Annotated in this window: 15 protein-coding genes; 9 read left to right on the top strand and 6 right to left on the bottom strand. The window is 65.2% G+C overall.

Annotation, left to right across the window (positions count from 1 at the left end; all coding sequences use genetic code 11):
- The coding region (locus BSG17_RS12910) for an AMP-binding protein (protein ID WP_139246604.1) at window positions 1–1,194 on the bottom strand (1,194 nt) is incomplete at its 3' end.
- Between the two features lie 112 nt (window positions 1,195–1,306).
- Between BSG17_RS12910 and BSG17_RS12905 the strand changes: the two genes are divergently transcribed.
- The gene (locus BSG17_RS12905) at window positions 1,307–1,888 is read left to right on the top strand and encodes a GNAT family N-acetyltransferase (RefSeq protein ID WP_089824686.1); all 582 of its coding nucleotides are present in this window, start codon (window positions 1,307–1,309) and stop codon (window positions 1,886–1,888) included.
- Between the two features lie 18 nt (window positions 1,889–1,906).
- Here the strand turns inward: BSG17_RS12905 and BSG17_RS12900 are convergent, their stop codons facing one another.
- Window positions 1,907–2,143, bottom strand: a complete 237-nt coding sequence (locus tag BSG17_RS12900; protein ID WP_089824684.1) for a DUF8142 family protein — start codon at window positions 2,141–2,143, stop codon at window positions 1,907–1,909.
- Window positions 2,144–2,193: 50 nt separating this feature from the next.
- On the bottom strand, window positions 2,194–2,445 hold the full coding sequence (locus BSG17_RS12895; protein WP_089824683.1) for a DUF7520 family protein: 252 nt from the start codon (window positions 2,443–2,445) through the stop codon (window positions 2,194–2,196).
- Window positions 2,446–2,532: 87 nt separating this feature from the next.
- On the opposite strand from BSG17_RS12895, the gene cdd reads away from it, so the two are divergent.
- Window positions 2,533–2,952: a cytidine deaminase gene (gene cdd / locus BSG17_RS12890; RefSeq protein WP_089824681.1), complete on the top strand. Its 420-nt coding sequence runs from the start codon at window positions 2,533–2,535 to the stop codon at window positions 2,950–2,952.
- Between the two features lie 30 nt (window positions 2,953–2,982).
- Here cdd and BSG17_RS12885 read toward each other — a convergent pair whose 3' ends face one another.
- Complete coding sequence (locus BSG17_RS12885) at window positions 2,983–4,794, bottom strand: L-aspartate oxidase (RefSeq protein ID WP_244531524.1); 1,812 nt, start codon at window positions 4,792–4,794, stop codon at window positions 2,983–2,985.
- Window positions 4,795–4,942: 148 nt separating this feature from the next.
- Here BSG17_RS12885 and BSG17_RS12880 point away from each other — a divergent pair, with 148 nt between their 5' ends.
- On the top strand, window positions 4,943–5,764 hold the full coding sequence (locus tag BSG17_RS12880; RefSeq protein ID WP_089824677.1) for a nucleoside phosphorylase: 822 nt from the start codon (window positions 4,943–4,945) through the stop codon (window positions 5,762–5,764).
- Between the two features lie 134 nt (window positions 5,765–5,898).
- A complete protein-coding gene (locus BSG17_RS12875; RefSeq protein ID WP_089824676.1) occupies window positions 5,899–7,080 on the top strand; it encodes an NAD(P)/FAD-dependent oxidoreductase in 1,182 nt (393 codons plus the stop codon).
- Window positions 7,081–7,299: 219 nt separating this feature from the next.
- On the opposite strand, the gene BSG17_RS12870 is transcribed toward BSG17_RS12875, so the two are convergent.
- Window positions 7,300–7,833, bottom strand: a complete 534-nt coding sequence (locus tag BSG17_RS12870) for an Rrf2 family transcriptional regulator (RefSeq protein WP_089824674.1) — start codon at window positions 7,831–7,833, stop codon at window positions 7,300–7,302.
- Between the two features lie 181 nt (window positions 7,834–8,014).
- Between BSG17_RS12870 and BSG17_RS12865 the strand changes: the two genes are divergently transcribed.
- Complete coding sequence (locus tag BSG17_RS12865; RefSeq protein ID WP_089824672.1) at window positions 8,015–8,929, top strand: NAD-dependent epimerase/dehydratase family protein; 915 nt, start codon at window positions 8,015–8,017, stop codon at window positions 8,927–8,929.
- A gap of 3 nt (window positions 8,930–8,932) precedes the next feature.
- Here BSG17_RS12865 and BSG17_RS12860 read toward each other — a convergent pair whose 3' ends face one another.
- Window positions 8,933–10,249, bottom strand: a complete 1,317-nt coding sequence (locus BSG17_RS12860; protein ID WP_089824670.1) for a TIGR00341 family protein — start codon at window positions 10,247–10,249, stop codon at window positions 8,933–8,935.
- Window positions 10,250–10,359: 110 nt separating this feature from the next.
- On the opposite strand from BSG17_RS12860, the gene BSG17_RS12855 reads away from it, so the two are divergent.
- The 4 genes from BSG17_RS12855 to BSG17_RS12840 all read left to right on the top strand — a co-directional run bounded on the left by BSG17_RS12855 (window position 10,360) and on the right by BSG17_RS12840 (window position 14,242).
- Window positions 10,360–11,748 (top strand): DUF389 domain-containing protein, encoded by a 1,389-nt coding sequence (locus BSG17_RS12855; protein ID WP_089824668.1) that lies wholly within the window; start codon window positions 10,360–10,362, stop codon window positions 11,746–11,748.
- Between the two features lie 390 nt (window positions 11,749–12,138).
- Entirely contained in the window at window positions 12,139–13,047 is a 909-nt protein-coding gene (gene rocF / locus BSG17_RS12850; RefSeq protein ID WP_089824666.1) for an arginase, read from the top strand.
- Between the two features lie 75 nt (window positions 13,048–13,122).
- Window positions 13,123–13,776, top strand: a complete 654-nt coding sequence (locus BSG17_RS12845; RefSeq protein WP_089824664.1) for a helix-turn-helix domain-containing protein — start codon at window positions 13,123–13,125, stop codon at window positions 13,774–13,776.
- A 106-nt stretch (window positions 13,777–13,882) separates the two neighbouring features.
- Window positions 13,883–14,242 carry a group I truncated hemoglobin gene (locus tag BSG17_RS12840; RefSeq protein WP_089824662.1) on the top strand — a complete coding sequence of 120 codons (360 nt, stop codon included), beginning with the start codon at window positions 13,883–13,885 and terminating at the stop codon, window positions 14,240–14,242.
- The last annotated feature ends 72 nt before the right edge of the window (window positions 14,243–14,314 follow it).

The following is a 14,314-nucleotide window of genomic DNA, read 5'->3' as shown; positions in this document are numbered from 1 at the left end:
GACCCACTCGTCGTCGTACTTGCGGAGGGCGCGAATCGCCGTCGGCGAGATGCCGAAGGTGGTGAGCTTGTGGCGGTCGATCATCGACCAGAAGCGATCGGGTTCGGGGTAGTCGGGCGCACCCTCGTACATGAAGATGGTACCGCCGAAGGTGTGGTTGCCGATGAGCGTCCACGGACCCATCATCCAGCCGATGTCGGATACCCAGAAGAAGCGGTCCGAGGGCTTCTGGTCGAAGCCGAAGTGGATCTCCTTGGCCGTCTGCAGCTGGACGCCCGCGTGGGTGTGGACGATACCTTTCGGTTTTCCAGTGGTGCCCGACGAGTACAGCAGCATCGACTCCTGGTCGGAGGGGAGTTCCTTGGTGTCGTAGGCGTCGTCCTGCGGTTCGACCGCCTCGGACCACCACTCGTCGCGGTCGTCGGTCCACGGTACTTCTGTGTCACTGGCGTCTTCACTCGCGCCTAACCGGTCGAAGACCACCGTGTGCTCGACGTGGTCCGCTTCCTCGATGGCGTCGTCTGCGGCCCCTTTCAGGAATATCTCGCTGCCGCGGCGTTGGAAGCCGTCGCCGGTGAACAGCACCGAACACTCGGAGTCTTCGATGCGTGTGGCGGTGGCGTCGACGCCGAACCCCGAGAAGATGGGGACGGCGATGGCTCCGACTTTGAAACAGCCGTAGAGGATCGAGATGACCTCGGGGACCATCGGCATGTACAGCCCCACCGTGTCGCCTGTCTCGATACCGACGGACTCCAGATAGTTCGCGACCTTGTTGGCCTGTCGGTGGAGTTCGTGGTAGGTGACCTCCCGGACGTCGCCGTCCTCGCCCTCCCAGATGCAGGCGACTTTGTTCCGTTTCTCGCTGTCGACGGCGGCGTGCCTGTCGAGCGTGTTGTGGGCGACGTTGATGCGGCCGCCGGGATACCACTCGGAGAACTGCGGTCCCTCAGAATTGTCCCGGACGCTGTCGTAATCCTCGTAGAACTCGACGTCGAGATAGTCGACCAACTCGTCCCAGAACCACTCGACGCCGCTCTCTTCGACGCCCTCGACATCCGTACAGGTGCGGGCGATCAGTTCCTCGTAGTCCTCGATGTTGTACTCCTGCATGAACGTCCAGACGTTCGTCGACTCGACGAACTCCTGGCTCGGTTCGTGTACGATCTCGTCGGTGTCTGGTACCGTCGTCATATCCTGGTCTTTTCTTCCCCGTGTCAAGTAACTTTCCGCACGAACGTCCGTGTAGGTCGACAAATCGCCGTCCGGCAAACACTTTTTATCGGTTTGGCTGCTAAGAGTTGGCATGTACGTCCGTGATGCCAAGAACCGCGACGAGGTTTGGCTGCTCGACCACATCGAGGCGATGGGTCTCGACGACGTCGCGTTCCGCTCGCGGGACTACGTCATCGCGGTCGACGAGGAGACCGACGAGCGGGCGGGGTTCGGACGGGTTCGGATACACAAATCCGACGAGGGGGACGTCTGCGAGCTGACCGGTATCGGCGTTCTGGAGGCCTGGCGCGGCCAGGGCGTCGGCGCACACGTCGTCGAACGCCTCGTCGACAAGGCGAGCACCGAGGAGTTCGACCACGTCTACTCGATCACCGACCAGCCCAACTACCTCGTCCAGTTCGGCTTCGACCCCGTCGAGTCGACCGACCTGCCCCCCAGGCTCCGCGAGCGGTTCTCGGAGAAACGGGAGACCGTCGACGAGGGAGTCGTCGCGACCGTCGTCGACGTCGACGAGTTCGAGATGCCGCCGCGACTCAGGGAGGCGTTCAAAGACGCCGCGCCGATCGAGGAGACGGCGGAACCCGAGGAGAGCGCCGAGGACTTCGGGATCGACCCCGAACGGGCGACCTACAAGTACGATACGGGCCGCTGACCCCCGGGTCGGCGGAGCTCAAGTCCGGTCGTCGAGGAAGTCGGTGCTGAAGACGATCCAGGCGAGCACCGAACAGAACAGCACCGGGGGGAGCAGCGCGAACCCCCAGAGCTTCTCCATCCCCATCAGCAGGATGAGGATCACGTTCCCGACGCCGATGACGAGGAAGGGGAAGACGGCGAGCGCGGCGCGCTTGCGGTTCCGGTTCTCGCTCTCGTGTGGAGGTGCGTCCCGCTCGCTCGCAGGCGTGGCCATACGCTGACTCCGTTCTCCGATGACAAAAGGACCGCGCTTGACGCGCTCGGCTACCGGTCGTCGTAGCGCGAGGCCGCCTCGACCGCGACGAACAGTCCGCCGAGGACGATACTCGTGAGGAGCATCCCGTAGAGAGCGACGCTCACGGGCGTCGTCGGCAACGCCACCGTCTCGAACACCTCGAACGTCGGCGACGACGCTGCGCTGTTCGACCCGATGAAGAAGCCGATGAGACCGGCCAACCCCACCACGACGCCGCCGACGACGAGCAGGACCTGTCGTCCGGTACGTTCGTCGTTCACGTCTCGGAGTCGGGACCGACCGGTATAGACTCTTTCTCTCTGTCGTCCGTCGGCGCCTATAAACCGTCCCTGTGAGAACGTCCGGCCATGACCGACGATCTGATTCAGCAGGCCCGTGACGCCCTCGACAACGCCCACGTTCCGTACTCGGAGTACCGTGTCGGAGCCGCGCTCCGAACGAGCGACGGCACCGTCTTCGTCGGCTGCAACATCGAGAACGCCAACTACAGTAACAGCCTCCACGCCGAGGAGGTCGCCGTCGCCGAGGCCGTCAAGAACGGCTACACCGAGTTCGAGCGTCTCGCTGTCACCTCCGGCGTCCGCGACGGCGTCACCCCCTGCGGGATGTGCCGACAGACGCTCGCGGAGTTCTGCGACGAGGATCTGCCCGTCGTCTGCGACGAGGGCGACGGAGAGACGACCGAGTATACGCTGGGCGAACTGCTGCCGAACACTATCTCGCTCGGCACGCTCGAAGCCGCAGAAGAGAAGCGCGACGGCGACTGACTTCCTCCCACGACTTCGGTCGTGGGCAACTTACTCCAGATGGTGGTAGTTCAGCTCGTACCCTTCCTCGAGCGCCCGCTGGACTTCCGGCGACGGCTCGCCGACGCCGCGCGTCGAGAGTTCCATCCCCGTGTCGCCGCGGCGGACGAGAACGTTCTTGCGCCACTCGTCGTCTCGCTCGGGGAAGTCCTCGCGGAAGTGCGCCCCACGGGACTCCTCGCGTTCGAGCGCACTCCGGAGGAGGGCCTCGCCGACCGTGAACATGAACGAGAGGTCCACGGCGTACTCGAAGGCGAGACTCGTCCGGTCGCCGTCGACTCGGAGGTCGGCGGTCCGCTCACGGAGTTCCCGGAGTCGCTGCAACCCTTCGCGGAGACCTTCCTCGTCGCGGAGGATGCCAGCGTGGTCCCAGACGAGTCGGCCGAACGCCTCGTGGACCTCCTCGGGCGTCACGTCGCCGTCCGAGGCTTCTAGAGCTTCGAGCGCGCGGAACTCCCGCCGGGCGAGCGCCTGCATCCCGCCGGGGAGCGTCGGCGTCTCGCCGCACACCTTCGTCGCGACGTGTTCGCCGACCAGTCTCCCGATGGCGACTGTCTCGGCCAGCGAGTTGCCACCGAGACGGTTCGCACCGTGGACGCCCGCGACGGTCTCACCGACGGCGTACAGTCCGTCGATACCCGTCTCGCCGGTGTCGAAGTCGATGTCGACGCCACCCATCGTGTAGTGAGCCGTCGGCGCGACTTCGATGGGTTCCGTTGCCATGTCGACGCCGAGGCTCTGGAACCGCTCGTACATCCGCGGCAGCCGTTCTTCGATGAACGACCGGTCGCGGTGCGAGATGTCGAGGTAGACACCCCCGTTCTCCGTCCTGCGGCCCTCACGGACCTCCTGAGCGATTGCACGGGCGACGACGTCGCGAGCGTCCAGTTCCATCTGGTCCGGCGAGTACCGCTCCATGAACCGTTCGCCCTCGGAGTTGAACAGGCGGCCACCTTCGCCACGGACGGCCTCGGTGACGAGGCGCCCCGACCACTCTTCCTCCCAGTCGGGGTCCTGTACCATCCCCGTCGGGTGGAACTGGACGAACTCCGCATCGAGGAGGGTCGCCCCGGCCTCGTAGGCCAGCGCCGGCCCGTCGCCGTTGTTCTCCTCGTCGCGCGAAGAGTGTCGGTTGTAGAGCGCGCTGAAGCCCCCGGCGGCGAGCACGACGTGTTCGGCGGTGAAGACGACGAAGTGGCCGTCCTCCATGTCGTAGCCGGCCGCACCGTAGACTCGCGACCCGTCGGAGAGGAGTCGGGTGATCATCACGTTGTCCCGGTAGGGAATCTCCAACTCCTGGGCTTTCTCGACCAACGTCTCGAGGATGGCCTCGCCCGTCCGATCCCCGACGAAACAGGTGCGTCGGAACGACTGCGCACCGAAGTAACGTTGGTTGATCTCGCCGTCGTCGGTCCGGTCGAACGGCATCCCCCACTCGTCGAGTTCGCGGATGCGGTCGGGCATCTCCTTCGCGACCAGTTCGACCGCCTTGGGGTCGTTGACGAAGTGTCCCTCTTTGTAGGTGTCTGCGGCGTGGATGGTCCAGTCGTCCTCCTCGTCGAGACTGCCGAGTGCGGCGTTGATACCGCCCGCGGCCCACGTCGTGTGTGCGTCGCCGTGGTCACGTTTCCCGACGACGAGCGGTTCGATACCGCTCTGTTGGAGGGCGATAGCGGTTCGTGCTCCTGCGGCCCCCGCACCGACGACGAGGACCGGGACGGTCACCTCCTCGTACTCGACGTCGTGGCCGTCGTCGACGCCCTGCACCGCCTCGCTGGCTACCGACGGTCTCGTGGGTGTCATTAGTAACCTCGTCAGTTACTCGGGGCTCGAATGGCTTGAGGGCTTCGCGCGCGTGCGCGCGCGAAAACCTGAAGGCCTCCGTTCGGCGGTATAGCACCCGTCGCGAGAGCCAAACGCTTTTACACCGTCTTTCGTCACCTTCTGTACCATGGTCGACGACAGCGAAGACCCGAACGAGGAGTTCCAGTACCACGTCGAACTCGAACCCGGCGACGTCGCGAACGCCGTGCTGCTCCCGGGGAACCCCGAGCGCGTCGACAAGATCACGGCACTGTGGGACGACTACGAGGAGATCGCCTCCCACCGCGAGTACCGGACTGCGACGGGTAGCTACGAGGGGACGCCAATCTCGGTCACGTCGACGGGCATCGGCAGCCCCTCCGCCGCCATCGCGCTCGAGGAACTCGCCCGCGTCGACGCCGACACGTTCATCCGCGTCGGCTCCTGCGGCGCCATCCAGCCCGACATGGAGGTGGGTGACCTCGTCATCACCTCCGGCGCCGTCCGACAGGAGGGGACGAGCAAGGCCTACGTCCGCGAGGACTACCCCGCAGTCGCCGACAAGGAGGTCGTCTCCGCGCTCGTCGCCGCCGCCGAACGCCTCGGCTACGACTACCACGTCGGGCTGACGATGAGCGCCGACTCTTTCTACGCCGGACAGGGCCGCCCCGGGTTCGAGGGGTTCCGTGCCGCCGGTAGCGAGTCGCTCGTCGAGGAGCTACAGGAGGCGAACGTCAAAAACATCGAGATGGAGGCGTCGGCGCTGCTCACCGTCGCCAACGTCTACGGTCTCCGAGCCGGCGCGGTCTGTTCCGTCTACGCGAACCGCGTCACCGGCGAGTTCCGCACCGAAGGGGAGTCGAACGCGGCCGAGACAGCGAGTCTCGCCGTCAAACTGCTCGCCCGGATGGACGAGGTGAAACGCGAGGCGGGCGTCGACCACTGGCACGCCGGTCTCTCGCTGGAGTAAGTCGGTCGCCCCCTCTCTCCACGACACTCGATACCACACGAACTCGCCGTTTTTGGACGCGTACGGCAACATCTGCCGTCTCTCTGGCGGCCGGTTCCAAAGCCCATTTATCTCATGCCTTCGGACAGTCGCGTATGACTACGCAGGTCGTCGTCCTCGGTGCGGGCTACGCTGGGGCCGGCGCAGTACGATCGTTCGAGAAGGAGATCGACGACGACGAGGCCGAACTCACCTGGGTCTCGGAGCAGGACTACCACCTCGTGCTCCACGAGGTCCACCGGGTGATCCGGAAGCCGTCCGTCGAGTCGAGCATCGCCATCCCGACCGACGAGATCAAGTCGCCGTCGACGAACTTCGTCGAAGGACACGTCGAGAACGTCGACACCGACGAGCGAACCGTCGAGCTCGCCGACGACACCGCCGTCGACTACGACTATCTCCTCGTCGCGCTCGGCAGCGCGACCGCCTTCTACGGCATCGAAGGCCTCGAGGAGCACTCGCTCACGCTGAAGAGCCTCGACGACGCCCGCGAGATCCACGAGTCGGTCAAGACCGCTGCCGAAGAGGCTTCCCGCAGTGAACCGGCACAGATCGTCGTCGGCGGTGCGGGTCTCTCGGGGATCCAGTGCGCCGGCGAGATCGCGGAGTTCCGCGACAAACACCGCGCACCCATCGACATCAAGATCGTCGAGGGACTCGACGAGATCTTCCCCGGACAGGACCCCGAGGTACAGGGTGCGCTCCGGAAGCGTCTGCAGGACGCCGACGTCGACATCCTCACGGGCGACTTCATCTCGAAGGTCGACGAGGAGGCCATCTCCCTCGGCGGCGGCGAGGACGAGGCTCCCGAGGAACTCGACTACGACGTACTCGTCTGGACCGGCGGCATCACCGGTCAAGAGGAGATCGCGGAAGCGGACGTCGACAAAGACGAGCGTTCGAACCGCATCTTTGCCGACCAGGACTTCCAGACGAGCGACGACCGCGTGTTCGCCATCGGCGACTCCGCGCTGGTCGACCAGGGCGACGACACCGTCGCCCCGCCGACCGCACAGGCCGCCTGGCAGGCCGCCGAGATCGCCGGTCAGAACCTCGTTCGGTCCGTCCGCGGCGGGCCGCTGAAGACGTGGACCCACAACGACAAGGGGACGGTCGTCTCCGTCGGCGAGAAGGCCGTCGCCCACGACGTCCAGGGCGTTCCGATCAACACCTTCGGCGGACCCGGCGCGAAACTGCTGAAGAAGGGTATCGCCGCTCGCTGGATCGCGGACGTCTCCTCGGCCAAGCGCGCGTTCGACGCCTGGGACGACCTGTAGCTCGACGCGTAGACGAACGCGCTCGACGTTCTGTCGCTCTCTCCCGATTCTCTTCGTTCTCTCCCAGTTTTCTCCGTTCTCTCTGGACGTCGCCTCACGGCGACGCCGCTCTCGGAGCATCGGACGTCGAGTCGGCGTCTGTCGTCGGCCGCTCCCCGACCGCGATACGCACCGCTCGGAGGAGAGAGAAGAGAGAATCGATTCGAGAACGCGAGTCAGTTAGTGTTCCGGCTCTTCGGTCGGGGCCGTCATATCGTCGATGATGAGGATGAGGACGTTGCTGGTGTCGTCTTTGCCGTCGAGGACGCCTTCGATGACGAGCTTCGACAGCGGCGTCGGACCGACCGTCACCTTGTCGCCCTCGTGGAAGTCGCGGACGGAGCCCTGTACGTGGATCTCCGCGCGGCACTTCTCGGGGTGGTGGACACTCGAGAGGTCGATCCCCTCGACGTTCGCCTCGGTGACGAGTTCGCCCTCGTGGTAGAGCGGGACTGTCGCCGGCTCGTCCATCTCCTGGATGTCGAGCGCCTCGTAGGCGTTCGCGGTCGGTTTGTAGCCACCTTTCGGACCGGGGACGCCCTCGACCAGCTGGAGCGCCTTCAGACTCTGCATCTGGTTGCGGATCGTCCCGGGGTTGCGGTTCACTTCACCGGCGATGTCCTCCCCCTTGACCGCGGACTCGGACTCCCGATAGAGATTTATCAGGGCCGTGAGAATTTGTTTCTGACTCGGTGTCAGTTCGATTGATGACATACGGTCATATTCGGGATTGATGTTCTTAAATGCGATGGATACCACGGTGAGCAACCGAGTTCTCGACACCCCAAACCGTTCTCTAGGTTGACATACGATGTATTTGACAACTCTGCGGCGACGGCTCTGACCGAATGGACGGAGCGACAACACTTTGTTCCTCCCCCCGGGGGCTACGTACATGAACGGAAAACGTGTTCTCGTCACCGGCGGTGCGGGGTTCATCGGGTCGAACCTCGCGAACTCTCTCGCGGCCGACAACGACGTCGTCGTCGTCGACGACCTGTATCTCGGGACGCCCGAGAACCTCCACGACGACGTCGAGTTCGTCGACACGAGCGTCCTCGACGACGACCTCCCGACCGACGTCGACGTCGTGTTCCACCTCGCGGCGCTCTCCTCCTACAAGATGCACGAGGAGGACCCGACGACCGGCGCCCGCGTCAACGTCGAAGGGTTCGTCAACACGGTCGACCAGGCCCGACAGGACGGTTGTGACACTGTCGTCTACGCGTCGACCTCCTCTATCTACGGCAGTCGGACCGAACCCTCTCCCGAGGACATGCCGGTCGAAGCACGCACCGGGTACGAGGCGTCGAAACTCGCCCGCGAACGCTATGCCGAGTACTTCCACAGCCACTACGACCTCAGTCTCGCCGGGATGCGCTTCTTCTCCGTCTATCAGGGGTTCGCCGGCAACGAGGAGCACAAAGGCGAGTTCGCCAACACCGTCGCGCAGTTCGCCGACCAGATCGCCAACGGCGAGTCCCCGAAACTGTTCGGCGACGGGACGCAGACCCGCGATTTCACCCACGTCGACGACGTCGTCCGTGGGCTCGAACTCGCGGCCGACCACGAACTACACGGCATCTACAACCTCGGCACTGGCGAGAGCTACGACTTCAACACGATGGTCGAGATGATAAACGACGTTCTCGGGACGGACGTCGACCCCGTCTACGTCGAAAACCCGTTCGACGTGTACGTTCACGACACGATGGCCGACATCAGCAAGATCAAGGCCGAGACCGGGTGGGAGCCACAGATCAGCTTCGAGGAAGGCGTCGAACGGGTCTGTGAACCCTACAGAGAGTAGCTCTTACTCCCGTTGCTCCGGCGGTTCCGTCCGCTGGACGTCGGCGAACTCGACTTGGACCTCCACCTGACGCTCCGTCTCCGCGACGATCCGCTGTTTGAGCCTGTCTGCGAGGCCGGGGTAGGGCGCGTCTGCCGGACGACTGAGCACGATCGACACCTGCGGCGTCTCGCCGACGTGTCGCGAGAGCTGCACCTCCGCCTGTACCTGATTCAGTTCGAGTTCGTTGTACTGATCCTCTTCCAGAACGTCTTCGACGGCCGTGTTGACGTCGTTGGTGAACGAGATCTCGGCGGCGACGAGGCCACCGGCCACGGAGAACGTCGCGACGAGCACGACGAGTCCGACGATGGTCGGGGTGTACCGGCGAAGCGTGCTGATCATGTCGTCGGCGGTGTCGTCCTCCCAGTCGATCGGTCGGTAGTCGAAGTACCACAGGACGAGAAAGCCCGCGAGGTTGACGGCGACGGCGTTGACGATGAGCAAGACGAGTGCACCGAGGGCGACGCTCGGGAGCCCCCACGCGAACCCGATACCGACGGCTGCGGCGGCCGGGATGAGCGCCGCGGCGATCATGACCCCGACGAGCGACACCGGCAGTGCCGTCGCCAGCCCGAACGCGCCCGCCGCACCGGCGCAGAACGCGACGGACATCGACAGCAGCCCCGGCGAGATGCGCTTGCTTATCTGTCCGACGGTCGAGACGTCGAGCACCGACGTGACGATCTGGCCGTGCTTCAACGAGATGCCGAAGACGAACGCGCCCACGATGGCGAGGCCGAGGCCGACGAACTGGTCGCGAAAGCCGAGCCAGATCATCCGCCGGTCGTCCAGCGCCATCCCGACGCTGGCGATGAGTGCCGACCCGACCTGCGGGGCGATGACCATCGCGCCGACGACGACCGCAGGCGAGTCCAACAGCAGTCCCGCCGCCGCGACGATGGCGCTGAAGATCGTCATCGCGTAGTAGGTGAACGCGGTCCGGTGCATGTCGAGCGCCTTCGCGCGGATCTCCTCGGGGGCGACCGAGTCGTCCTCTTCGACGCCCGCGACGAACCTGTCTTCGAGTTCCGAGTAGTTCCTCGTCTTCGCCGTCTCGGCGCTGGCAATGACGGTGTACTCGCGGTCGTCGAGTCCAGATTCGCGGAGCTCGTTCATCACGTACTCGACTGCCTGCGTCGGAAGGGGAAACTCGACGAGAGCCCTGTTCTCACGTTCTCTCGCTTCCTTCGTCACGACGTGGTCGATGTTCTCGGATTCGAGAACGTCGAGCGTCGACTCCAGAGAATCTTCAGAGACGAGAAGCTTGATCAACCGCATCGTCTACACTCGACACCGCGGGGATGCTTGGATGTGGCGGCTGGTCGCTGCCCGACCCGGAAAGCGAGACGGCCCGAACGCTGATGCGTCCCGTCAGCGACGTGTGACACGTGCGACTCGTCCAACTGCGAGTGACCGACGCGAATCGCCAGGCGATCCTGGACGCGCTCGATGCGCTCGACGCGGAGTACGTCGTCGTCGACGAGGCGACGGATCTCAACACGACGATCGTCCAGATTCCGGTGCCCGACGGTGCTTCGGACGGGCTGCTGGCGCATCTCGACGACGCCGGGTTGGGCGACGACGCGTACACCGTCGTGACGGACGCGACGAGTCCACGCGAGGTGAACCAACAGTTGGCCGACCGGTTCGTCGAGGGGCCGAAGGGAGACGCCGGTGTCTCTCACCCCGAGATCAGAGAGCGGGCGCTCGATCTCCAGCCCAACCGTCCGACGTACGTCGCGTTGGCCGCACTGAGTGCGGTCGTCGCGACCGCGGGACTGCTGTTGGACTCCGCGATAATCATCGTCGGCGCGATGGTCATCGCTCCCTTCGCCGGGTCGTCGCTCTCGGCGAGCGTCGGTGCCGTCATCGACGACCGGCGGATGCTCGTCCAGAGCGTCAACTCCCAACTGCTCGGACTGATCGTCGGCTTCGTCAGTGCGCTCGCCGTGACGGCCGGACTCAGACAGACCTCCTTCGTCCCCTCCGGCGTCGCCATCGGCCGTATCGAACAGATCGGGCTGTTCCTCACGCCGAACCTCCTCGCGCTGACGATCGCAGTCTGTGCCGGTGCGGCGGGTGCGCTCGCGCTGGCGACCGACCTCCCGGTCTCCATCGCCGGCGTCGCAATCGCGGCCGCCATCGTCCCGTCGGTCGCGACCGCCGCCATCGGCGTCGTGTGGGGCGACGCACTCGTGACGTTCGGGGCGGTCGTCCTGCTCGCGATGAACATCGTGTTCATCAACCTCACTGCGTATCTCGCGCTCGTGGGTCTCGGCTACCGGTCGTCACTCGTCCGTGACAGTTGGACGAACTTCCAGCCCAGCGTCCGAACCGGTGTGTACGCCGTCCTCGTCCTCGTGTTCGCCGTCGTCCTCGCGGCGACGGTGGGGGCGACGGCACAGTACATCGTGTTCGAACACCAGGTAAAAGAGGACGTCGAGGCCGTCGTCGACGGCCCGACTTACGACAGCCTCGAACTCATGAGCGTGCAAGCGGAGTACAACGACATGAACGCCCTCGGCCGCGTCGAGTCGGTGACGGTCACGGTCGCACGGTCGTCCGACGACGACTACCCGCTGCTCGCAGAGGCTATCGAACGCAGCATCAGCGCCAGAAGCGGGCGGGAGGTGACGGTGAACGTTCGGTTCCTCGAGTACCAGACGGAGGAGCGACAGTCGGAGACGAACGCCGACGAACTACGACCGCGTCCGAGCGTCGTTGCCGGCGGGATCGGTGACCGTGTTGTGCCGAGACACGTCCTCGACGTAGCGTAGACGATAGGCGGCACACGCCTGCACCACGAACGGGAGACCCGCGATGCCGACGGTCGTCCCGACGCAGGTGAGAACCGCCGTCCGGACCTCCTTGTGACGATCCCGACCCACCCGAACAGCGCCATCCACGCTCCGAACGCGACGAGCGACGCGGCGACCGCGTCCGGCTCAACTGTCGCAGTTCGTACTCGGTTGGGCCGTCGACCACGTGACCGGTGACGACGACGCCGACCAGCCAGACGACCGCCCGTTGCGGAGTCGACGTCTCGTGTGTGTTAGCTCACACAACGATGTGTGACCTAAGTCGTGACAGAAGTCTACTTTCGGCGGCCGTCCACACCGTTTCGGTCGACCACACGCGCTAAGTGTCGGCCGGTCCGAGAGTCGACCATGACCCGAACTGCCCGCATCATCGGTGCACCGACAGACTACGGCGCGAACCGACGTGGCGTCGACATGGGACCGTCCGCCATCCGCTACGCCGGACTCGCAGCGGAGTTGAGGAGCGCGGGGATCGACGTCGAAGACGCCGGCGACCTCGCCGTCCCGCTGGCAGACGAACGCGACCCGGACGCCGTCGAACCCTCGGAGGGGACGGCGAAGTTCGTCCGCGAGGTCGAGGAGGTGAGCACGCTCCTCTCCGATGCAGTCGCCACGGCGCTCGCAGACGACGTGACGCCGGTCGTCCTCGGCGGCGACCACTCCGTCGCCATCGGATCGGTGGGTGGGTCTGCCCGAGACGCCGACGTCGGCGTCGTCTGGTTCGACGCCCACGGCGACTTCAACACGCCCACCACTTCCCCGTCCGGCAACGTCCACGGGATGCCGCTCGCCGCAGTCCTCGGCGTCGGCGACTTCGAGGGCGTCGAGTGGGCGAACGCCCGCGGACTGAAGCCGGAGAACGTCGCGCTCGTCGGACTGCGCGACCTCGACGACACCGAACGGACGGTCATCCGCGAGTCGGCGGTGACCGCTTACACGATGTCCGACGTCGATGAACGGGGGATCACCGACGTCGTCGACGAGGCTCTCACCGTCGCCGGCGACGACACCGACGGCGTCCACGTCAGCTTCGACCTCGACTGGCTCGATCCCAACGAGGCACCGGGCGTCGGTACGCCCGTCCGCGGCGGCGCGTCCTACCGCGAGGCCCACTCCGCGCTGGAGCAGGTCGCCACGTCCGGTATGCTTCGCTCGCTCGAACTCGTCGAGGTGAACCCTATCCTCGACCAGCACAACGAGACCGCGGAGTTGGCGACGGAACTCGCCGCGAGCGCGCTCGGCAAGCGGATCCTCTGAGACGACCGACGTCGGGAGCTACCGCGGTGCGACGGAGACGTCGACGCTTATACGCCTTGACCCGTAACGGCCCGTATGGAGCGCGGTATCCACGTCCAACTCGAAGTCGGCGGTGTTTCCGGCTGTCCCGTCTCGTCGCTGAGCGAACAGGCCGAACTCGACTCGATCGTCACCAGTCGACAGGCGACCGCCGACGGGAGCTCCGTCGTCGGCGAGTTCACGCTCTCCGACACCGACGCCGCCGACACAGACGAGCACCCCGCCGCCGACGTCGCGGACGTGGTCTTCTCCGACGGCACCGACTCCGTCTACCGTTATACGACCGACGGCGACGACTGCCCCTGTGGGCGACTTCCGAGTCACGGCTGTCCGATTCGGAACGTCTACGCCGACTCGGGGACGGTCGTCGTCTCCTTCATCGCTCCGGACATCGAGACGCTCCAGACGGTCGTCACCGACCTGCGGTCGTGCTGCGAGACGGTCACCGTCCGTCGGTTGACCCGTTCGACGGCCGACGACCGGCAGTCGCTGCTCGTCGTCGACCGCACCGAGTTCACCGACCGGCAGTACGAGGTGCTCCAGACGGCCCACGAGATGGGCTACTTCGCTCAACCGAAGGAGGCAACCTCCGCCGACGTCGCCGACCGTCTCGACATCTCGGTGCCGACGTTCAGCGAACATCTGGCGGTCAGCCAACAGAAACTGCTGGACCAACTGCTCGCCGTGTGAACGCGCGTTCGTGTTAGATATTGTCACACAATGAACCACTTAAATAAACCCATTCATATTAGTGAGAGCTGCTATCCGGCTGTCCGCCCGACGTAGAACTACATCGATGGCTCAGACAGTCTACAACGAGATCGGCGGACAGGCAGCGGTCGAGGCGGTCGTCGACGACTTCTACGACCGCGTGCTCTCGGACGACGACCTCGTCGGCTACTTCGAACCGTACGACATGACCGAGCTGCGGGCGCACCAGATACAGTTCATCAGCGCCGTCGCCGGCGGCCCGGTCGACTACTCCGGTCGGGACATGCGCGAGGCCCACGACCACCTCGACATCGCCGAGGAGGACTTCGACGCGGTCGCGACGTATCTCGAAGAAGCGCTACGGACGAACGGCGTCGGCGAGGAGAACGTCGAAGCCATCATGTCCGAGGTGGCCGCGCTGAAAGCGCCGGTGCTCGGGCAGTAATCGAGACTGACGCGGCGCGAGCTGTTTTCGTCCTGTTGTGACAGTCCCGCCTCGATAGATAACTGTTCGAGT

Source organism: Halogranum amylolyticum (assembly GCF_900110465.1).
Lineage (GTDB): Archaea > Halobacteriota > Halobacteria > Halobacteriales > Haloferacaceae > Halogranum > Halogranum amylolyticum.
The sequence above is the reverse complement of the archived record's forward strand: the minus strand, read 5'-3'. Positions and strand labels throughout refer to the sequence as shown.